We start from the raw sequence: 18,166 nt of genomic DNA, 5'->3' as shown, positions 1-18,166 counted from the left end.
ATCGAATGCATTTTGTAAAAATATGAAGGCAGTATAAGCTCTTATCACTAAGCCTGCGGTCGAAATGACGGAAACGCGCCAAGGGGGTTAACTAACTCATTCCCGTCCGCCGACCGAATACCTTGGCGTTTGCAGACAGCGAACAGAAGGGCAATCGAATGGCACAAACAAAGAAGATGCTGGATCCGGACCCCCGGATTTACGACTTCGAAACGGAATATGAACTGGGGCAGGATAACGTCCGGCCGTTTGGCTTGGACATTCACAACCCGGTCTTTCTGATCTCGAGTATCATGATCTTTGCGTTCGTTCTGATCGCATTGGCCAACCAAGAGGCCGCAGCTACGTTTTTCGGCTGGCTCCGGCCTTGGCTGACCAGCACGTTCGATTGGTTTCTGGTCCTTTCGGTAGATGCAATCACCCTGTTTTGCCTCGTTCTGATCATCCTGCCCGTCGGCAGTGTGCGGATCGGCGGCAAGGACGCCAAGCCTGATTATTCCTACGCCGGATGGATTGCGATGATGTTCGCCGCCGGTATTGGTATCGGTCTTTTGTTTTTCGGTGTGATGGAGCCGGTCTACTACAACTTTGCCGAAGACGGGAATGCGCGCCCACTGGGTATCGATATTGCTGTTCCGGGCAATGAGTATATCGGCGTTGTTGGAACCATTCACCATTGGGGGCTGGAAGGCTGGGCGGTTTACGCCGCAGTCGGCCTGAGCCTGGCGATCTTCAGCTACAATCTGAACCTGCCCCTGACTTTGCGTTCGGCCTTCTATCCAATTCTGGGTGAACGGGTCTGGGGCTGGTGGGGCCATATCATCGACACGTTGGCGGTTTTTGCCACGTTGTTCGGATTGACCACATCGCTCGGTCTGGGTGCTCAGCAGGTTGCCGCTGGCCTATACGAGGTCTTCGGCATCGAACCCAGCCCCACCGTCGTAGTTCTGCTGATCATTGGCATTACATTGATCGCGCTGGGCTCGGTTTTGCTGGGCATGGATGCGGGCGTCAAACGGCTGAGTGAGATCAATATGATCATGGCCGTGGGGCTGTTCCTTTTCGTCATCGCAGTAACGGGCATTGGCACCGCCATCGCCCGGTATTTCAACGTGATGACTGATTACGTGCTGCACCTGCCCGCGCTGTCGAACCCGTTCGGACGGGAAGACACCAGCTATTTCCACGGTTGGACAACCTTCTACTGGGCGTGGTGGATCGCATGGTCACCGTTTGTTGGCATGTTCATTGCCCGCATTTCAAAGGGCCGTACGGTGCGCGAGTTCGTAATCTGTGCGCTGCTGGCGCCAACAGCCGTCTGTGCCCTGTGGATGTCGACCTTCGGTGGCGCAGCCATCGACATGTTGAACGCAGGCGGAGCAGAAGGTGTGCGCGCGACCGTGATCGACAGCTACGCCCCCGAGGGAGCGCTGTTCGGTTTCCTGAAGGAGCTGCCGCTTTACGGCATCGTAGCCCCGATCGCCCTTGTCCTGATCGTGATCTTCTTCGTCACCTCGTCTGATTCCGGATCTTTGGTGATCGACACGATCACCGCAGGCGGCAAGATGGACGCACCCGTGGTTCAGCGCGTGTTCTGGTGTACTTTGGAAGGCCTGGTTGCCATCGCATTGCTGTTGGGAGGCGGTCTTTCCGCATTGCAGGGCGCGGCGGTTTCAACCGGCATCCCCTTTACGCTGGTGGTTCTGATAATGTGCTATTGCCTGTGGCTGGCGTTGAAATCAGAAAAGGCGAAAATGTAGAGCCGAAGATTTTTCCCATGAACGAGACGCCCGCCGATTGGTGGGCGTCTTCGGTTTTGTGGAGCCTGCATAAAGTGAAGAGATCTGCGCGGTGTCTTGACCGGAATTTTACACCCGTCAGCGCGAAGAAAACCGCACAGGTCGGGCTCTGCGCTTGATGCCGGATGCCGAACACCCGGGCGCAGGATGTCAGCAAAGCAGGGAAGCTTCCAACTTTACGCTGCCCGGGAAACTTGCCCGCTTTGCCGCATGTTCCGGGACGTTGCTATTGCGTTGACATTGAATACGCAGAATAGGACGTTCACGCGAAGAAAACCGCTTTGGACCACCCTTCGGAGGAATGAGTGTCAATTGTTGATGTCCTGGCTGCGCGCCTGATCGAAGATGTCAAATCCAATGACCTTTCAGGAAGCTTTCTGATGCTTGGGCGGCAGGATTGGATCGGTGCGCGCCGGTCTAAGTCCGCCGCATTGTTCAGGGAAACCTTGCAGAAATACCTGCCCGGAGTGGCCGAAGCTGACCTTCGCAACCCGGATGATGGATACTCGGAAACATTCTTTCGAAAACTTGGATTCTCGGAAGTGGATTCGCTGGATTTTTCGGACTTCGAAGGTGCGAGCATCGTTCAGGATCTCGCGGGGGATTTGCCTGAAAATCTGGTTGGTCGGTTTGACGTTATCTATGACGGTGGAACCTGCGAGCACGTGTTCGATTTGCCGACCGCCTACCGGAACATTGACAAGATGCTGAAGCGCGGGGGTGTGTTTATCGCACATTCGCCATCGAACAACTGGATCAATCACGGCTTCTATCAGATTTGCCCAGAGATCGTGTACGGCTTTTGGGTAAACGCCATGAACTATGAGGCTCTGAAATGCGTGTGGCAGCCATTGAGGCCATACGCTGCTCGTGACGTGGTGAAAATGACGGACCCCAACAAGACAAAGAAACGTCCGCGACCGCTGGGAACTTTTGGTCCGGGATTGCCTGTTCTTCTGGATTATGTGGTTCGAAAACCTGTTGCCGGCACCAAGACAAGTGAAAATGTGTCGCAAAGTGACTATGCCACGCGTTGGGAAAACACGCAGAAAGCCTAAAACCAAGTGCCGCAACGGACATTCCCTGACCGTCGGGGAATGTCCAGTTGCTCTGGCAAGTTAAGGGGGGGTATCGCTTGCGGTGGATCCAACGGAAAACGCCCGCCGGTTGGCGGGCGTCGAACCGGAATACCCGGTTTCAGGTCATCTGCAAAAAAGCGTTTAGCGGCGGATGCCCAGCTTTTTGATCAGGTCCTGGTAACGTGCTTCTTCTTTGCCTTTCAGATAGTCCAGCAGCTTACGGCGCTGGGCAACCATCTTCAGCAGACCGCGACGACCGTGGTTGTCTTTCTTGTGGGTCTTGAAGTGCTCGGTCAAAGTGGTGATGCGCGAGGTCAGGATGGCAACCTGTACTTCAGGCGAACCGGTGTCGCCCTCTTTGGTTGCGAATTCTTTCATGACGCGTGCTTTTTCTTCAGCAGTGATCGACATCGGGGTCTCCTTCAAAGGTTAGAGTTGATGGCGCAGGCCGGGATGTCGTCCAGCACAGGCCCATGGAGAAAACCGCACCGATTCCGATGCGGATGGGCGCGTATAGGCGCATTTTCACCAAATGGCAAAGGGAATTTGCGGGATCAGACCATCTGCCCGTACTGGGCCAGTTGCGCTTCGGTGATCAATTGAATGTCGGCCACCGACATACCTTCGGCCCCGTATACCTGCGCCACTTCCTGACCGTTGATCATGACCCGCGTCAGGTTGGCATTTTCCGCGTCGGGTTCCACCTCAATCTCCGGGTCGGCCTCATCCTCCCAGGTGACAAGCAGCTTGTCCTCGCCGGGTTGGAAGCCCATGACGGTGACGTCTTCGTCACCCGGGCTCAGCACGATGTCATCGGCGCCCTGCCCACCGGTCACCACATCCCCGCCGCCTGCCACAATGGTGTCGTCACCGTCGCCGCCGTTCAGGAAATCCTTTTCGGCTGCGCCCTCTTCGATGCCAAAGACAAAGTCGTCGCCGTCGCCGCCAAAGACCGTATCTTCACCTGCGCCACCGTTCAGCGCATCGTCTCCGAACCCGCCCTGCAACGCGTCATCATCGGCCCCGCCCATCAGAGTATCGTTACCCTGACCGCCGTAAAGCTCGTCTTCGCCTTCGCCGCCATCCAGGGTGTCGTCCCCGAAATGGCCGAACAGGGCGTCGTCCCCCTGATTGCCGAACAGAAAGTCGTCATCCGCCTCTCCGTGCAGAACATCATCACCCTGACCGCCCGCAATCGTGTCCGTACCGTCGCCCCCGTGCAGAACGTCGTCGCCCTGGCCGCCGTCGATGGTGTCATCGCCGCCAAACCCGTTGATCTGGTCAACACCGTCCTGACCGGTGATCTGGTCCGGGCCATCGCTGCCGGCAATCACGAGGTCTCCTTCGAATTCAGAGATTACGGTTCCAGTGGATGGGGTTTCGATGTCGGGGTTTACCGGGTCTTCGACGTTTTCGCCAATCTCAAGAAACTCTCCGGTGTCGGGTTCAGTTTCTGCGTCATCATTGGGGTCGTCCTCTGATACGTCCTCGTCTTCGATCAGCATGTCGCTCATCGCGTATGCGGCACCGCCGATGGCGGCGAGTCCGATCAATCCGGCCAGAAACATGACACCTCTCCGATCGCAGAATGCTCCGAGGGTGAACATCCCACGCAATCGGCGGTCGGGTCAAAGTCAAGTTATTGAAATGGTTAATACTTTATCACCATTGCTCGGGCTGTTGGCTGTAGGCGATATAAAGCGGGTGCTTGGGGTGGCCGTCTTTGGTCAAGCCCAGATGGAACAGCGGCTGGCCGGTCCGGCGCAGCAGGGTTTCCACCGCCGGGCCCCGGTCCAGATGCGCACCATGGGTGCCCCAGGCGGCGATGACCTGATCGGCCCACCGAACACCTTCCAGAATGGCGGCGTCATTTTCCGGGCCTACCGGATCGGCAGCGGCACGCATCTTGCGCGGATCGGTGTCGCGCCAGGCAAAGATGTTGGTCACCTGAAACGCGCCGAACCCCAGCGCCCGGGCACGACGTTCGCAGCGTTCCACCGTCGGGTCGTTCTGCACTTCGGTCGCGGTTGACGGGTTCAACATGACAAACAGCGCCTTGCGCCCTGCCGGGTCCCACACACGGGTCAGGCTATAGCGGTATTTCTCGCAGTCGGAATAGATGGCGGTCGAGGGCGCATCGCCCTTGGTGTGCGTTCGGGTGATCATGCTTTTCGCCTAACACGTGGTTCAGGCGGCGAACACCCGGCTGGGATGCAATTCGCCCGATTTATAAACCCCCACGGCCACGGCCTTGCCATCCAGCGAGGCCCATGCCTCGTCGCCGTATTCAACATCCGAGGCCAACACCATGCCCGGGTTGCCATTGCGCAGGCGGGTTGCGCCTTCGGGGGTGCATTTGAGCTCGGGCAGGTCGGACAGGCCGGCTTCCAGCGGGTGCAGATAGTCGTCCAGCGCCGTGGTCTTCGCCATTTCGTCGATCTGTTCGATGCTCAACCCGTCTTCGGCCTCGAACGGTCCGGACCAGATCCGGCGCAGTTCCCGGACGTGGCCGTGGCATCCCAGCGCTTCACCCAGATCGCGGGCGATCGAGCGGACATATCCGCCCTTGCCGCAGGTCATCTCCAGCACCACGTGATCTGCGTCGGGGCGGTCGACAAGGATCAGTTCCTCGACCCAAAGGGGCCGTGCGGTCAGTTCAACGTCTTCGCCGTCGCGGGCCAGTTTATAGGCGCGCTGGCCGTCGATTTTCACGGCGGAAAACTTGGGCGGAACCTGCATGATGTCGCCCAGAAACGGGGTCAACGCCTGCTTGATGTCTTCGTCTGACGGACGCGCATCGCTTTCGGCAATCACTTCGCCCTCGGCATCGTCAGTGTTGGTGGCCTGACCCAGACGGACAGTGAAGGTGTAAGCCTTCAAAGCATCCGTGATGTAGGGAACGGTCTTGGTCGCCTCACCCAGGGCCACGGCCAGAACGCCGGTGGCCTCGGGGTCCAGCGTGCCCGCATGGCCCGCCTTCTTGGCATCCATGGCCCAGCGCACCTTGTTGACCACGGCGGTCGACGTCATGCCCGCGGGCTTGTCCACCACCAGCCAGCCGGAAATGTCGCGACCCTTGCGTTTGCGTCCCATAAAGCACCTTCAATCTTGCTGAGGCGCGCGACCTAGCGGATCGCCATCGCCCTGTCAATTTCAAGGTGCGTCTTCGACCACACCCACGATCGGTCCCAGCGAAAACCCGACATCGGACCGATTGTTCGCGCGGTCATACATGCGAGAGATATTGCCGTCGAAGAACAGCGCATTCGGAGTTTCCAGCACGTCCCGGAACAGGCGGCCGAATTCGTGGAATGTGACGTAATCTTCGGAAATCGCAAACACCGCCCGGGTGCCATCGGCGCTGGTGCCCACCCCGTTGCGCACATAGTGCGAGGTCGAATCGGGCAGGAACCGGGGATGCAACTCGCCATCGATCACCAGCATCGGGCCGGATTGGCTGGCGAACCGGCAGTCGGGGGCCTGATCGAGGAAATCCAGCGTCTCGAACACATCAGCCCGGCCCTCGCGGATGCAGAACACGCCGTTGGGCAGCAGGCCGAAATTGCCGGGGCCGGGGTTGGAGATCACCCGCATGACCTCTTTGCCGTTCTCGACATAATGGCCGACGGGCGAACGGTCATCGTGGTACATGCCCGCGTTCATGGCAAAGGCCAGACGCTTGCCGCCGGGGGCCAGCGCCTCGTTCACCGACGAGAAATGCCCCAGCAGATCCCCGTTTTCGTCGTTGAGAAACAGGCGCAGGTCTTCGTTTTCCGCGTCGACCTCGCAGACGGTATAGCGCTTGTCATCATGGGTCAGCTTTTCGCAAGTGACCGCGGAGGCTTGCGCGGCCCAGACAACCGCGCCCAATGTGACAAGTGCCCGGATCACTCGTCCAGATCGCGGCGCACCGCGTCCTGTTCGAACATGCGGCGGGTGTCGTCCAGACGATCGAACGTGTCATCAAGGCGGAACCGAAGATCGGGCGAGAATTTCAGGCCGACCTTTTTGCCAACCATGCGCCGCAGTTCACTTTTGTTGCGGGCGAGCAGATCGATCACGTCCTCCTGCCCTTTGCCGCCCAAGGGCAGCACATAGGCGGTGGCGATTTTCAGATCGGGCGAGGTGCGCACCTCGCCCACTGTGATCGACATGCGGTTCAGGTCGGGGTCGTGGACATCTCCGCGCGCTAGAACCTCGGACAGGGTGCGGCGGATCAGTTCGCCGACGCGCAGCTGTCGTTGGGACGGGCCGGGGCCATCGTGGAATTTGTTCTTTGCCATAATCCCCGATCTAAGCGCAAACCGGGGCTTTGCCAAGCGGGCGCGAACGGGGTAGGAGGCTTTGAGCAGTTTGCAGCAAGGGAATACCGCCATGACCCATATTCCGGGGATCGTCATCACAGGGGCTTCGGGCCGCATGGGGCAGATGCTGATCAAGACCGTAACCGACAGTGATCAGGCGCGTTTGGTCGGCGTGGTCGAGCGCACGGGGCATGACTGGGTCGGTCAGGATGTGGGCGAAGCGATGGGTGGCCAGGCGCTGGGCGTCAAAGTTACCGATGACCCGCTGGAAGCTTTTGCGCAGGCACAGGCGGTGATCGACTTTACCGCGCCCGAGGCGACGCTGGACTTTGCCGCTTTGGCCGCACAGGCGCGTTGCGTGCATGTGATCGGTACGACCGGCATGACGGATGAGCAGATCGCCGCGCTGGAACCGGCCTCGCGCCACGCGGTGATCGTGCGGGCAGGGAACATGAGCCTTGGCGTCAATCTGCTGGTGCAACTGACCAAGAAAGTCGCGGCTGCACTGGATGAGGATTTTGATATCGAAATCATCGAAGGGCATCACCATCACAAGGTGGACGCACCATCCGGCACCGCGCTGATGTTGGGCGAGGCCGCCGCCGAGGGGCGCGGCGTCAAACTGTCGGATGTGGCCGACCGGGGGCGGGATGGCATCACCGGTGCGCGCAAGCGTGGTGACATTGGCTTCCACGCCATTCGCGGCGGCGACATCGTTGGTGAACATGACGTCCTGTTCGCCGCGCCCGGCGAGCGCATCGTTCTGCGCCATCTGGCCAGCGACCGCGCGATTTTTGCCCGCGGCGCGCTGAAGGCGGCGCTGTGGGGGCAGGGGAAGGCACCCGGCCAATATGACATGGTGGATGTGCTGGGTCTGTGAGCCATAGACGAAGCGGTCGCCGACGCTAACTTTGATTCATGAGGATTCGGCGCTCTGGACTGGCAACCGGCATTTTGCTTGCGGTGTTTTACCTGACACTGTTGCCATTCGTTGCGCATGGCGTTGGAATGATCGGCAAAGGCCTGTCGCAGGACGCCGCCCGGCACAGCTATTTGTTCGCTGATGGCGCGAATTTCGGCAATGCCGCGATGTTGGTGCACATTCTGGCAGGAACTTTTTTGGTCGCACTCGTCCCGCTTCAACTGTTGAAGGGGCTGCGGCTCAAGTACAATCGATTTCACCGCATGATGGGAGCCTGTCTGGTGGCGCTGGCATTGATCACCGGGCTGGCGGGCATGAGCTATATTCCCCTGCGCGGAACCATCGGTGGGCCGCTGATGTCTGCCGCCTTTTTTCTGTACGGGCTGTGTCTTTTCACGGCTGCGCTGATGGTGGCGCGCAGGGCTTTGGAAGGGGATCGCGCAGGCCATTGGGCATGGGGATTGCGGCTGTTCTGGCTGGCGTTGGGGTCGTGGCTTTACCGCGTCCACTATACGCTTTGGTATCTGCTGACCGGAGGGGTGGGGTCAGAGCCCGATTTCTCGGGCCCTTTTGATCTGGTGCAGAATTTCGCGTTCTTTGTGCCTTATCTGCTGGCCTTGCAGATCTGGATTGCACACCGGCGCCCGAGGCATCAGGGGGCGTTGGTCACAAATCCCTGACTTTGTCCGCGCGCAGCGGGCAGGCCAGATAAACGCCGAACTCTTTGCCGATATCGGCGCTGACCCGCGCGTGGACCCGGCCCTGACGATCCAGAAAACGCTGGTTGTCTTCAACCGGGAAAATCCCTTCATGCCAGATGCCGGGATGGATATAGAGCCCCTTTGACCCGTCGCACCAGAATGCCACCACTTTCTCAGGGGTCAGGTCGTCGCCGGGCAGGGCAGCAGGCACGATGAAGGGCTTGTTGTCCAGCGGCCAGAACATCTGGCCGCCATCGGGGTGATAGTTCATATGCCACAGCAACACCTGATTCCGCGGGGCCGTTTGTCGGTCGGTTTGCGCCTGCTGAGGGTCGGCGGACCAACCCAGCACGTAATGGCCTTTGACCGCCTCGTTCTCACCGTAAAGCACGTCACCCTGCCAATCGCATTTGAACGTGCCTTCAACCCAGCCGCCTTCGTCACCCGTGCCGTCGTCAATCGGTCGCCAGCCCTGCTGCGGCCAGCGTACGATCTCGATTTCAAAGGTTTCGGGGTCGCCGACCAAACAGCCGTACCCCCTGACCGTGCTGTCCGTCGCCCGGATCAGGGGAACCTCGTGCCACGGCAGGGATGGCTTGGAACTGGCCTCGAAGATGTACTCGGGTGCGGTCATGATGCCCCCAGGTGTTTGTCGACCATGCGCTGCACCATCGGTGCGAAATGGGCGAAATCCGGTGTCTCCATATCCGCCCGTTTGCCGGCCTCATCCAGATACCGGACCTGAATGATTTCTTTCAGGTTCGGATTGGATTCGAAGGCGGCGACTTCTTCGGCGCTCATCGGGCCGCCTTGCAGTTCCAAGGTATGGACCGAGGCGGCAGAGAGGCGGTCGAAATATTCGGGCTTGGTGGCGCAGAGATACCGTTTGGCGGCCACGTGATATCGGCAGCAATCGGTGATGACCGAAGGGAAGAACTGTTCCAGCACCTCAGCACCCGCATCTTCGTGGTGGCGATCTTCGGTATCATCGGGGTGGTAGGTCCCGAACTCGGATGTGAAATGGCCGATATCATGCAACAAGGCGCCGACGATGATCTCTTCAGGCTGGCCGTTCTGTTCGGCGATGGTGGCGCCTTGCAGCATGTGCTGGGCCATGGTGACGGGTTCGCCAAGATATTCCTCACCGCCGCGGCGTTCGAAGATATCCCCGATGAAGGCGACGATATTGTCCCGGTTCAGGGTCGAGAAATCGGGCTTCATTCCGCTGCCTCCGGTTGTGTCATCTCCATCGCCGCCAAAGTCGACAGCAACCCGTCCTTGTCGGCGTAGCACCCCTGCAACCAGCGCGACCCCGCACCGGAATAGCCCAGCCTTGCATGCAGGACACGGGTGTTGTCGACGATGAAACTCTCGCCCGGCTCCAGTTTGAACGACACGCCCATGGCCGGGTCGTCGATGATCTCGCCCAGTTGGCGGTAAGCCGCGTAATAGGCTTCCATCCTGTCGAAAGGCACGTCCACGAATGGCGCTGAGGAACGGTTGTTGAAGCGAATGCCAACCAGTTCGCCATCCGGCGACAATTCGATCATCGGACGGCGGGACCGCAGGCAGACACCGTCAGACCCCTTGTATTCAAACCGTGCCGGGTAACCTGCCAGCAGCGCAAAACCTTCGGGGTTCTGCGCACGCAGCTTTTCGGCAGCGCGAAAGCCGTCGACCACGATCGAGTCGCCCCCTTCGGCGCTGTTTTCCAGACAATAGAGGATTTGCAGCGTCGGCACAGGGTCGCGATAGGGGTTGTCGGTGTGGGCCTGCAAGCCAAGCCCGGTATAGGCGAGGTTGGTCGGGTTCACTTCCGTCCGAACCTCGAAATAAGGGCCATAGTTGGTTTCGCGGACATAGCCGAACAGGTCGGCCACTTTCAAAAGCGACTCTGGTTCGGTTGGCCCGCCCGTCAGCTTGGCAAAGCCGTAACTCGCCACAGACGCCAGCCAGCTGCGTTTGGCCGCAGGGCTGGCATGAACCTCGTTCCAGTCGCCAGAGGGTGCGGCGATCCCGCCTTCCCAGGTGATGATGCCGGGGCCGGTGCGGCCCAGCGTGTCGTCCCGTTCGCAATCATAGTTGTGTTCGGCCAGCCATTCGGCCGGGAAAGTAACGGTTTTGTCTTCGGGCTGGAACGTGACCTGAAGGCCGCCCGCGACAACCTCGGCTGAACTGACCGAGATGTCAGCAGGGATATCGCCGATGGTGATCAGCCGCTGGCCGTTGCCCGGGGCCCGGGTTTCCGGGTCCAGCGCGTTGTCGCGCAACCAGACGGCGTGAAAGCGGGCTTGCGTTCCTGTGTCGAACGCGACGGTGACGACCGAAGTGTCATGGGTGGCGGTGCGCAGCATTTGGGGTCTCCTGTTCGGCGCGAGCTTTGGTTGAGCAGATACGCTTTTCATGGCATTACGACAATTAATCCTTATTTCGGCTGAGGCTTGGAAAATCTAATGGCTAAGAAAAGGATCGGGCTACCGCCACTGGACTGGCTGCGCGTGTTCGAGGCCGCCGGGCGTCTTGGTGGGTTCTCGGCAGCAGCCAAGGAGTTCGGGCTGACGCAGGCCGCTGTCAGCCAGCGGATCGGCAACCTCGAAGCCTGGCTGGGCCGATCCTTGTTCGTGCGCGAGGCGCGGGGCGTGTCACTGACGGTCGAAGGTGAAAGCTATCTGCCTTTGGTGCAGGACAGCCTTCGCGCGCTGGAGCGCAATACCGAGGACCTGTTTGGCAAATCCCCGCGCGAGCTGCGCGTGGCCGGCTTGTCGTCGAACATCCACGCACTGGTTTTGCCGGCGCTGACCCGGTTTCACGAGATGCAGCCAGGGGTTCGGGTGATGACCGACTCGGTCGCGCGCCGGTCGTCTTTGGACGAAGAACGAACCTGGCTGCAAATCCGATATGGTCGAGGCATCTGGGCCGGGCGTGATGCCGCCCTGATCGCGCCTGAGATCCTTGCCCCCATGGCGCCGCCGGGTGTCGACTGGGGCGCTCCATTGATCGATCTGCGCGGAGAACGACCCGGCTGGAGAGAGTGGAGCCAGAAAAACGGCCAGCAGGACCTGCTGCAATCAAAAATCAGCTTTGATTCGATGGAACATGCGATTTCGGCTGCGCGGCGCGGCATGGGTGTGGTTTTGGGATCCGTTCCCTTGGCCCTTGCCGACCTGCAAGAGGGGCGGTTGCGGCGGCTGGATTTACCCGAATTACACACCAAGGACGGGTACTGGCTGACCTGGCCTGAAGACCGGGCGAAGTCCAGAAAACAGCGTGCCCTGATCGAGGATTTCCTGAATGCGCTGCGTGGTTGACCGTTCAGAAATCGATGGCGATGCCCTTCTTTTCCCAGTCACCATAGCGGGCCGGATCCGGTCCGTCTCGGCCACCCAGCTCTTTCGGCAATTCCCGGGCCTCGGCTTTGGCTTTGCGGCGGCGTTCTTCCGCTTCTGCCAGGGCGCGCTGGGCGGCGGGGGGCAAGTCTTTGCGGTCGTCACTCATTACATCGGGTTCCTTTCCTTGCGCAGTCTTGATATACGCCCGCGTCCGCCATTGGCAATGCGGACGCAGGTCACATGAAGGCGGTACCATGTCTAACAGCGCGACAGCAGCACGGCGCAGCGCAATCTATCTTCTGGATCAGGTTCTGGGCGAAGGTCGCCTGCTGGCCGAGTGTCTGGCGGCGGGCGCAGTGGATCGCTTGGAACCCGAGGATCGCGCGCGTGCCCAGCGACTGGCGTTGGAAACACTGCGTGGGCTGGAACGGGCCGACCGCCTGCTGGCCAACCACCTGAACCGAACACCCGCTCTGACGGTCCACAACGCGCTGAGACTGGGTGCGGTCGAACTTTGCAACGGCGAAGCCGCCCATGGCGTCGTCAATTCCATGGTCGAGATCGTCAGCCGTTCGCGCAAGCATGGTCGCCTCAAGGGGTTGGTGAATGCCGTTCTGCGCAAGGTTGCGGCAGAAGGCCCCGAGGCTTGGCCGAAGATGCGCGTTCCGCGTTTGCCGGACTGGTTGCGTGAACCGCTGATCGCAGCGTGGGGCACGGATGCCGTTACCGGAATCGAGCAGGCACATTTCGCGGGTGCGCCACTGGACCTTACCTTGAAACCCGGGGCGGAAGGCCCTTCAGGCGAGATCCTTCCGACCGGGTCGGTGCGGTTGCACGATGCGGGTCAGGTCTCGACCCTGCCGGGGTACAAGGACGGAGACTGGTGGGTGCAGGATGCGGCGGCCGCATTGCCGGTTCGCGTTCTGGCCCCGAAGGCGGGCCAGAAAGTGCTGGATCTGTGTGCGGCGCCGGGTGGGAAAACGATGCAGCTTGCGGCCGCAGGGGCCGATGTCACGGCACTTGACGTATCGGACTCACGGATGGAACGGGTGCGCGAAAACCTTGCAAGGACCGGCCTCAGGGCGAAGGTCATCGTGGGTGATGCGCTGGAACACGAAGACCGGTACGACGCGATCCTGCTGGACGCGCCGTGCTCGGCCACGGGTACGATTCGCAGACATCCTGACTTGCCGTTTGCCAAGGACGGTTCGGAATTCGGCGGCCTGATCGAGCTCCAGTCGCGCATGTTGTCCCATGCGTGGGGCTTGCTCAAACCCGGTGGGCGTCTGGTCTATTGCACCTGTTCCCTGCTGCCGGACGAGGGGGAAGTTCAGGTGGAAGAGGCGCTGGACATGTATTCGGACATGAGCGTGGATCGCGACGCGCTGAACGTACCCGGTGTCGAAACGGATTGGATCACCGAGGAAGGCGGCTTGCGATTGCGACCGGATTATTGGCCGGATCGGGGTGGTATGGACGGGTTCTATGTCGCGTGTCTGACCAAATCCGTCTGAACGCACGCTTTTCGATGACTTGACGATCGGCGCGGTCTATCGTTGGGTCTCAAGCGCCAGCAGAGCGCAAGGGGCAGAGTAACACGCGTCATGTCGAAATCAGACACCATGGCCAGTCGGTGGATGCGGTTTCAGAACCGTTTCTATGCGCACCTGAGCCAACGGCAAAAGGCGGTCACAGGGTTTGTTGCGCAACCGGATCCGCGCTCGGTGGGTTCGTTCGCCCGTGGCCGGCAACTGGTTGCCGGAAATCTGTTGTTCGCCGGTTATCTGGTCGAGGCCGAAGATACCGGGCTTTGGGACGTCACCGCCCCCAGCGCCGGCTTTGACGAAGAACGTCACGGCTTTGCGTGGCTGGATGATCTGGCCGCGGTCGGAGACATGCGTGCGCGGGAAAAGGCGCAGCGCTGGGTCTGGGGATGGATTGAATCTCATGGCCGCGGGCAAGGGCCCGGCTGGGCGCCTGATCTGACCGGACGTCGGGTGATGCGCTGGATCAACCACGCGCTTTTTCTGCTGCGAGGGGCGGATGAAAAACAAAGCAAACTGTTTTTCCGCTCGTTGGCCCAGCAAACATGGTTCCTGTCCAAGCGCTGGCATGCCGCGACCCCGGGACTGCCCCGGTTCGAGGCGCTGGCCGGACTGGTACAGGCCGGGCTGGCGCTGGAGGGTCTGGAGCGGATGGCCGACCCGGCCCTGCGCGCCCTGGCCGGGGAATGCGACCGTCAGGTGGATGCGCAGGGCGGAATTCCAACCCGCAACCCGGAAGAATTGCTCGAGGTGTTCACGCTGCTCAGCTGGACTTCGGCGGCGCTGAATGATCTTGGTCGCGGGACGCCTGCCGCCCAGGCCAATGCGATCAAACGGATCGCGCCGACCCTGCGCAGCCTGCGCCATGCGGATGGGGCATTGGCGCGGTTCCATGGTGGCGGGCGCGGTGTCGAGGGGCGACTGGAGCAGGCCCTTGCGCAAAGCGGCGTCAAACACAAGGCGGCCACCGAATTGCCGATGGGCTATGCCCGTCTGTCGGCCGCGCGCACCACGGTGATCGTGGATGCCAGCGTGCCGCCGTCGGGGGCGGCCTCTTACAATGCGCATGCCTCTACTCTGGCGTTCGAGTTGACCTCGGGGCGGCGGCCGCTGATTGTGAATTGCGGGTCGGGGGCCAGTTTCGGGCTGGAATGGCGCCGCGCAGGACGGGCGACGCCGTCGCACTCGACGCTTTGCCTGGATGGGTTCTCAAGCGCCCGGCTGGCCAACCCGGTGTCGGGGCGTGAAGCGCAGGCGCTGGTGGACGCGCCACAGGAGGTGCCCGTTGATTTCGAGGATGCGTTCGAGGGCATCCGCTTTATGGCGGGGCATGATGGGTATGCCAAGGTCTTTGGTCTGACCCATGCACGGACCTTTGAATTGCGATTTGACGGGCGCGAACTGACGGTCGAGGATATTCTGCTGACTGCGACCGACAAGGCAAAACGTCAATTTGACAAGGCGATGGACGCTTCGGGCCTCAAAGGCATTGGCTATGACATCCGGTTTCACCTGCATCCGGATGTCGATGCGGCGCTGGATTTGGGCGGTGCGGCGGTATCGATGGCGCTCAAAAGCGGTGAAATCTGGGTTTTCCGCCATGACGGCGTTGGAAAATTGTCCGTCGAGCCAAGCGTTTACCTTGAAAAAGGGCGTTTGAAGCCACGCGCGACAAAACAGATCGTTCTATCCGGGCGCGCAATGGAGTATGCGACGCGCACCCGATGGACTCTGAGCAAGGCACAGGACACAGCCTATGCCGTGCGCGATACGCATCGGGACGAGCCCGAGTTAGACTGACGCCAAAAGGACCTTTGGACCCATGACCGATCTTCACCCCGTGCGCCGCGCGTTGCTTTCCGTATCCGACAAAACCGGGCTGATCGAGCTGGGCAAGGCGCTGGCCGAGCGCGGGGTCGAACTGCTGTCGACCGGCGGCACGGCCAAGGCGCTGCGCGATGCAGGGCTTGCGGTGAAGGATGTCAGCGAGATCACCGGCTTCCCCGAGATGATGGATGGTCGGGTCAAGACCCTGCACCCGATGGTGCATGGCGGGCTGCTGGCCCTGCGCGACAACGACACCCATGTTGCAGCCATGAACGAACACGGCATCGGTGCAATCGATCTGTTGGTTGTGAACCTGTATCCGTTTGAAGCAACCGTGGCCAAAGGCGCAGGTTACGATGAGTGCGTCGAGAATATCGACATCGGCGGTCCGGCGATGATCCGCGCGGCGGCCAAGAACCATGCGTTCGTAAATGTGGTCGTGGATGTTGAAGATTACGAAAAACTGCTGGGCGATATGGATCAGCACGACGGCGCGACCTGTCCGAAATTTCGCCGCAAGCTGGCGCAGAAAGCCTATGCCCGTACGGCTGCCTATGACACGGCAGTGTCCAACTGGCTGGCCGATGCGCTGGAGCTTGAAGCCCCGAAGCGCCGCGCCTTTGCCGGTGAATTGAAACAGACCTTACGCTATGGCGAGAACAGCCATCAGCAGGCTGCGTTCTACACCGACGGCACCAATCGGCCCGGTGTGGCGACCGCGATCCAGCATCAGGGCAAGGAACTGAGTTACAACAACATCAATGACACGGATGCGGCCTTTGAACTGGTGGCCGAGTTTGACCCCACCGAGGGCGCCGCCTGTGCCATCATCAAGCACGCCAACCCCTGTGGCGTGGCCAGGGGTGCAACCCTGCTTCAGGCCTACAAGGCTGCCTTCGACTGCGACCGCACCTCGGCCTTTGGCGGGATCGTGGCGTTGAATCAGCCCCTGGACGCCGAAACCGCGCAGGAGATCACCGGGATTTTCACCGAAGTCGTGATCGCTCCGGGCGCATCGGATGAGGCCAAGGCAGTCTTTGCCGCCAAGAAAAACCTGCGCCTGCTGACAACCGAAGCTCTGCCGGATGTGACCGCCGGTGGGAAAACCGTGCGTCAGGTGGCCGGCGGGTTGCTGGTGCAGGACAAGGATAACGGCTTTGTCGGCTTGGATGATCTGAAAGTCGTGACCAAGAAGGCCCCGACCGACGAACAGATGCGTGACCTTTTGTTTGCCTGGAAAGTGGCAAAGCACGTCAAGTCCAACGCCATCGTCTATGTCAAAGACGGTGCCACGGTGGGCGTCGGCGCGGGCCAGATGAGCCGTGTGGACTCGGCCCTGATCGCCGCTAAGAAAGCCGAACGCATGGCTGATGCGCTGGGCTTGGCCCAACCGCTGACCATCGGTTCGGCCGTTGCGTCGGACGCGTTTTTCCCCTTCCCTGACGGCCTGATGGAAGCGGCCGAGGCAGGCGCAACCTGTGTGATCCAACCAGGTGGGTCCATGCGGGATGACGAAGTCATCGCCGCTGCGGATGAGGCCGGCCTGGCCATGGTCTTCACCGGCATGCGCCATTTCCGTCACTGATGCGGTCAAGCCTGCTTCTCTGGGCGGCGCTGACCGCCTTTGCGATCGACCAGATCAGCAAATATCTGGTCGTTCATGTCATGCGCGTGGCCGATCAGCCCGGCGGTATTGATGTTGTGCCGCCGCTGCTGGTGTTCAAATACGGCGAGAACCGGGGCATCAATTTCGGCCTCTTCCAAGGAAATTCGGAGGCTGCGCGCTGGATTCTGATCGGTATTTCCGTGGCGATCTGTGTTGGCGTGCTTGTCTGGCTCGGCCGTGCAGCCCATTCGGGTCTGATGCTGTTTTGTGGCGGCCTGCTGATCGGCGGTGCGCTGGCGAATGTGGTGGATCGGGTTCTTTACGGCTTTGTTCTGGATTTCCTGAACATGTCCTGTTGCGGCATCAACAATCCGTTTGTTTTCAACCTCGCAGATGTCTTCATATTTGCAGGAGCCATCGGGCTGGTGCTGTTTGACGGCAAAAAGGCCTCGTGACGCGCGGAATGATATGCGATAAAAGCGCCTGAAACAGGCTGGAGACACCAATGCGGATGCCGCGCGCCCTATTTGTTTTGATTGTTGCCGCTGCGGTTGCGGCGTGTTCGAATCCCGGTCTGCGGGATCTGGAGGCTCCGGGCCCGGGGCCGGATGAGTTTTCGGTGCTGCCGGTCAAGCCGCTGACCCAACCTCAGGACTATGCTTTCTTGCCTGCACCCACGCCGGGTGGCGCGAATCTGACGGATCCGAACCCAAATGCCGATGCGGTGGCTGCGCTGGGCGGCAATGCTGCTGCGCTGAACCCGAACGCGGCTGTGCCATCCTCGGATGCAGCGCTTGTCACGGCCTCCAGCCGCTATGGTGTTTCCCCCGATGCGCGGCAGGTGGTCGAGGCTGATGACGCCGCGTTCCGCAAACGCCGGGGGCGCTGGACCGGCCTGCGTCTGTTCCCGGTCGACCGCTATGGGCAAGTTTACGAAAAACAATCGATCGATCCGTTCGCGGAAACAGAAGCCGCCCGTCGGGCCGGCATCGAAACTCCTTCTTCGCCGCCGGGTGAATAATTCTTAACTTTCCGTCATCGGGCTTGAACCCGGG

The 18,166-nt window shown here is 60.6% G+C and carries 20 protein-coding genes; 10 read left to right on the top strand and 10 right to left on the bottom strand.

Annotation, left to right across the window (positions count from 1 at the left end):
* The first annotated feature begins 158 nt into the window (after positions 1–158).
* Together GS620_RS16660 and GS620_RS16655 are read left to right on the top strand one after the other, a co-directional pair.
* Positions 159–1,760: a BCCT family transporter gene (locus GS620_RS16660; protein ID WP_152459384.1), complete on the top strand. Its 1,602-nt coding sequence runs from the start codon at positions 159–161 to the stop codon at positions 1,758–1,760.
* 344 nt (positions 1,761–2,104) lie between these two features.
* Positions 2,105–2,857 carry a class I SAM-dependent methyltransferase gene (locus GS620_RS16655; RefSeq protein WP_171616989.1) on the top strand — a complete coding sequence of 251 codons (753 nt, stop codon included), beginning with the start codon at positions 2,105–2,107 and terminating at the stop codon, positions 2,855–2,857.
* 162 nt (positions 2,858–3,019) lie between these two features.
* Here GS620_RS16655 and rpsO read toward each other — a convergent pair whose 3' ends face one another.
* The 6 genes from rpsO to rbfA all read right to left on the bottom strand — a co-directional run bounded on the left by rpsO (position 3,020) and on the right by rbfA (position 7,161).
* On the bottom strand, positions 3,020–3,289 hold the full coding sequence (rpsO, locus tag GS620_RS16650) for a 30S ribosomal protein S15 (protein WP_152459381.1): 270 nt from the start codon (positions 3,287–3,289) through the stop codon (positions 3,020–3,022).
* 143 nt (positions 3,290–3,432) lie between these two features.
* Positions 3,433–4,446, bottom strand: coding sequence for a calcium-binding protein (locus GS620_RS16645; protein ID WP_171616987.1), 1,014 nt, complete (start codon positions 4,444–4,446; stop codon positions 3,433–3,435).
* 94 nt (positions 4,447–4,540) lie between these two features.
* Entirely contained in the window at positions 4,541–5,044 is a 504-nt protein-coding gene (locus tag GS620_RS16640; protein ID WP_170346689.1) for a DUF1643 domain-containing protein, read from the bottom strand.
* A 21-nt stretch (positions 5,045–5,065) separates the two neighbouring features.
* Entirely contained in the window at positions 5,066–5,971 is a 906-nt protein-coding gene (truB, locus tag GS620_RS16635) for a tRNA pseudouridine(55) synthase TruB (protein ID WP_170346688.1), read from the bottom strand.
* A 60-nt stretch (positions 5,972–6,031) separates the two neighbouring features.
* The gene (locus GS620_RS16630; protein WP_171616985.1) at positions 6,032–6,769 is read right to left on the bottom strand and encodes a phosphodiester glycosidase family protein; all 738 of its coding nucleotides are present in this window, start codon (positions 6,767–6,769) and stop codon (positions 6,032–6,034) included.
* Complete coding sequence (gene rbfA / locus GS620_RS16625) at positions 6,766–7,161, bottom strand: 30S ribosome-binding factor RbfA (protein ID WP_152459376.1); 396 nt, start codon at positions 7,159–7,161, stop codon at positions 6,766–6,768. Before rbfA ends, GS620_RS16630 begins: the two co-directional genes overlap by 4 nt.
* A 91-nt stretch (positions 7,162–7,252) precedes the next feature.
* Between rbfA and dapB the strand changes: the two genes are divergently transcribed.
* Both dapB and GS620_RS16615 read left to right on the top strand, forming a co-directional pair.
* A complete protein-coding gene (gene dapB, locus GS620_RS16620; RefSeq protein WP_171363421.1) occupies positions 7,253–8,062 on the top strand; it encodes a 4-hydroxy-tetrahydrodipicolinate reductase in 810 nt (269 codons plus the stop codon).
* A 38-nt stretch (positions 8,063–8,100) separates the two neighbouring features.
* Positions 8,101–8,784: a DUF2306 domain-containing protein gene (locus GS620_RS16615; RefSeq protein ID WP_171616983.1), complete on the top strand. Its 684-nt coding sequence runs from the start codon at positions 8,101–8,103 to the stop codon at positions 8,782–8,784.
* Here the strand turns inward: GS620_RS16615 and GS620_RS16610 are convergent.
* The 3 genes from GS620_RS16610 to GS620_RS16600 are packed head-to-tail and all read right to left on the bottom strand — an operon-like array spanning position 8,771 to position 11,159.
* A complete protein-coding gene (locus tag GS620_RS16610; protein WP_171206728.1) occupies positions 8,771–9,439 on the bottom strand; it encodes an ureidoglycolate lyase in 669 nt (222 codons plus the stop codon). The two genes, GS620_RS16615 and GS620_RS16610, sit on opposite strands and share 14 nt — an antisense overlap.
* The gene (locus tag GS620_RS16605) at positions 9,436–10,026 is read right to left on the bottom strand and encodes an HD domain-containing protein (RefSeq protein WP_171616981.1); all 591 of its coding nucleotides are present in this window, start codon (positions 10,024–10,026) and stop codon (positions 9,436–9,438) included. Before GS620_RS16605 ends, GS620_RS16610 begins: the two co-directional genes overlap by 4 nt.
* Positions 10,023–11,159, bottom strand: coding sequence for a TauD/TfdA family dioxygenase (locus GS620_RS16600; protein WP_171616979.1), 1,137 nt, complete (start codon positions 11,157–11,159; stop codon positions 10,023–10,025). Before GS620_RS16600 ends, GS620_RS16605 begins: the two co-directional genes overlap by 4 nt.
* Positions 11,160–11,258: 99 nt before the next feature.
* Between GS620_RS16600 and GS620_RS16595 the strand changes: the two genes are divergently transcribed.
* Complete coding sequence (locus GS620_RS16595) at positions 11,259–12,113, top strand: LysR family transcriptional regulator (protein WP_171616977.1); 855 nt, start codon at positions 11,259–11,261, stop codon at positions 12,111–12,113.
* A gap of 4 nt (positions 12,114–12,117) precedes the next feature.
* Here GS620_RS16595 and GS620_RS16590 read toward each other — a convergent pair whose 3' ends face one another.
* The gene (locus GS620_RS16590; protein WP_152459369.1) at positions 12,118–12,300 is read right to left on the bottom strand and encodes a DUF1674 domain-containing protein; all 183 of its coding nucleotides are present in this window, start codon (positions 12,298–12,300) and stop codon (positions 12,118–12,120) included.
* Positions 12,301–12,388: 88 nt separating this feature from the next.
* Here GS620_RS16590 and GS620_RS16585 point away from each other — a divergent pair, with 88 nt between their 5' ends.
* From GS620_RS16585 to GS620_RS16565, 5 genes are all read left to right on the top strand, one after another.
* Positions 12,389–13,648: an RsmB/NOP family class I SAM-dependent RNA methyltransferase gene (locus GS620_RS16585; RefSeq protein WP_171117200.1), complete on the top strand. Its 1,260-nt coding sequence runs from the start codon at positions 12,389–12,391 to the stop codon at positions 13,646–13,648.
* Positions 13,649–13,738: 90 nt separating this feature from the next.
* Positions 13,739–15,478 carry a heparinase II/III family protein gene (locus GS620_RS16580; RefSeq protein WP_171616975.1) on the top strand — a complete coding sequence of 580 codons (1,740 nt, stop codon included), beginning with the start codon at positions 13,739–13,741 and terminating at the stop codon, positions 15,476–15,478.
* A gap of 22 nt (positions 15,479–15,500) precedes the next feature.
* Positions 15,501–17,090 (top strand): bifunctional phosphoribosylaminoimidazolecarboxamide formyltransferase/IMP cyclohydrolase, encoded by a 1,590-nt coding sequence (gene purH / locus GS620_RS16575; RefSeq protein ID WP_171616973.1) that lies wholly within the window; start codon positions 15,501–15,503, stop codon positions 17,088–17,090.
* A complete protein-coding gene (lspA, locus tag GS620_RS16570) occupies positions 17,090–17,566 on the top strand; it encodes a signal peptidase II (protein ID WP_171616971.1) in 477 nt (158 codons plus the stop codon). Before purH ends, lspA begins: the two co-directional genes overlap by 1 nt.
* Before the next feature lie 50 nt (positions 17,567–17,616).
* On the top strand, positions 17,617–18,132 hold the full coding sequence (locus GS620_RS16565) for a DUF3035 domain-containing protein (protein ID WP_171117208.1): 516 nt from the start codon (positions 17,617–17,619) through the stop codon (positions 18,130–18,132).
* Positions 18,133–18,166: the final 34 nt, after the last annotated feature.

The sequence above is a fragment of the Ruegeria sp. HKCCD6428 genome, from assembly GCF_013110595.1.
In the GTDB taxonomy this organism is placed as follows: Bacteria; Pseudomonadota; Alphaproteobacteria; order Rhodobacterales; family Rhodobacteraceae; genus Ruegeria.
This window is presented reverse-complemented; position numbering and strand designations above follow the sequence as displayed.

Bases quoted from the DNA above. Each gene is read 5' to 3' on its own strand.
- truB (WP_170346688.1), bottom strand. From the start codon at position 5,971: ATGGGACGCAAACGCAAGGGTCGCGACATTTCCGGCTGGCTGGTGGTG.
- GS620_RS16615 (WP_171616983.1), top strand. From the start codon at position 8,101: ATGAGGATTCGGCGCTCTGGACTGGCAACCGGCATTTTGCTTGCGGTG.
- rpsO (WP_152459381.1), bottom strand. From the start codon at position 3,289: ATGTCGATCACTGCTGAAGAAAAAGCACGCGTCATGAAAGAATTCGCA.
- dapB (WP_171363421.1), top strand. From the start codon at position 7,253: ATGACCCATATTCCGGGGATCGTCATCACAGGGGCTTCGGGCCGCATG.
- GS620_RS16645 (WP_171616987.1), bottom strand. From the start codon at position 4,446: ATGTTTCTGGCCGGATTGATCGGACTCGCCGCCATCGGCGGTGCCGCA.
- GS620_RS16610 (WP_171206728.1), bottom strand. From the start codon at position 9,439: ATGACCGCACCCGAGTACATCTTCGAGGCCAGTTCCAAGCCATCCCTG.
- GS620_RS16580 (WP_171616975.1), top strand. From the start codon at position 13,739: ATGTCGAAATCAGACACCATGGCCAGTCGGTGGATGCGGTTTCAGAAC.
- lspA (WP_171616971.1), top strand. From the start codon at position 17,090: ATGCGGTCAAGCCTGCTTCTCTGGGCGGCGCTGACCGCCTTTGCGATC.
- GS620_RS16585 (WP_171117200.1), top strand. From the start codon at position 12,389: ATGTCTAACAGCGCGACAGCAGCACGGCGCAGCGCAATCTATCTTCTG.
- GS620_RS16590 (WP_152459369.1), bottom strand. From the start codon at position 12,300: ATGAGTGACGACCGCAAAGACTTGCCCCCCGCCGCCCAGCGCGCCCTG.
- GS620_RS16640 (WP_170346689.1), bottom strand. From the start codon at position 5,044: ATGATCACCCGAACGCACACCAAGGGCGATGCGCCCTCGACCGCCATC.
- purH (WP_171616973.1), top strand. From the start codon at position 15,501: ATGACCGATCTTCACCCCGTGCGCCGCGCGTTGCTTTCCGTATCCGAC.
- GS620_RS16595 (WP_171616977.1), top strand. From the start codon at position 11,259: ATGGCTAAGAAAAGGATCGGGCTACCGCCACTGGACTGGCTGCGCGTG.
- GS620_RS16605 (WP_171616981.1), bottom strand. From the start codon at position 10,026: ATGAAGCCCGATTTCTCGACCCTGAACCGGGACAATATCGTCGCCTTC.
- GS620_RS16600 (WP_171616979.1), bottom strand. From the start codon at position 11,159: ATGCTGCGCACCGCCACCCATGACACTTCGGTCGTCACCGTCGCGTTC.
- GS620_RS16660 (WP_152459384.1), top strand. From the start codon at position 159: ATGGCACAAACAAAGAAGATGCTGGATCCGGACCCCCGGATTTACGAC.
- rbfA (WP_152459376.1), bottom strand. From the start codon at position 7,161: ATGGCAAAGAACAAATTCCACGATGGCCCCGGCCCGTCCCAACGACAG.
- GS620_RS16565 (WP_171117208.1), top strand. From the start codon at position 17,617: ATGCGGATGCCGCGCGCCCTATTTGTTTTGATTGTTGCCGCTGCGGTT.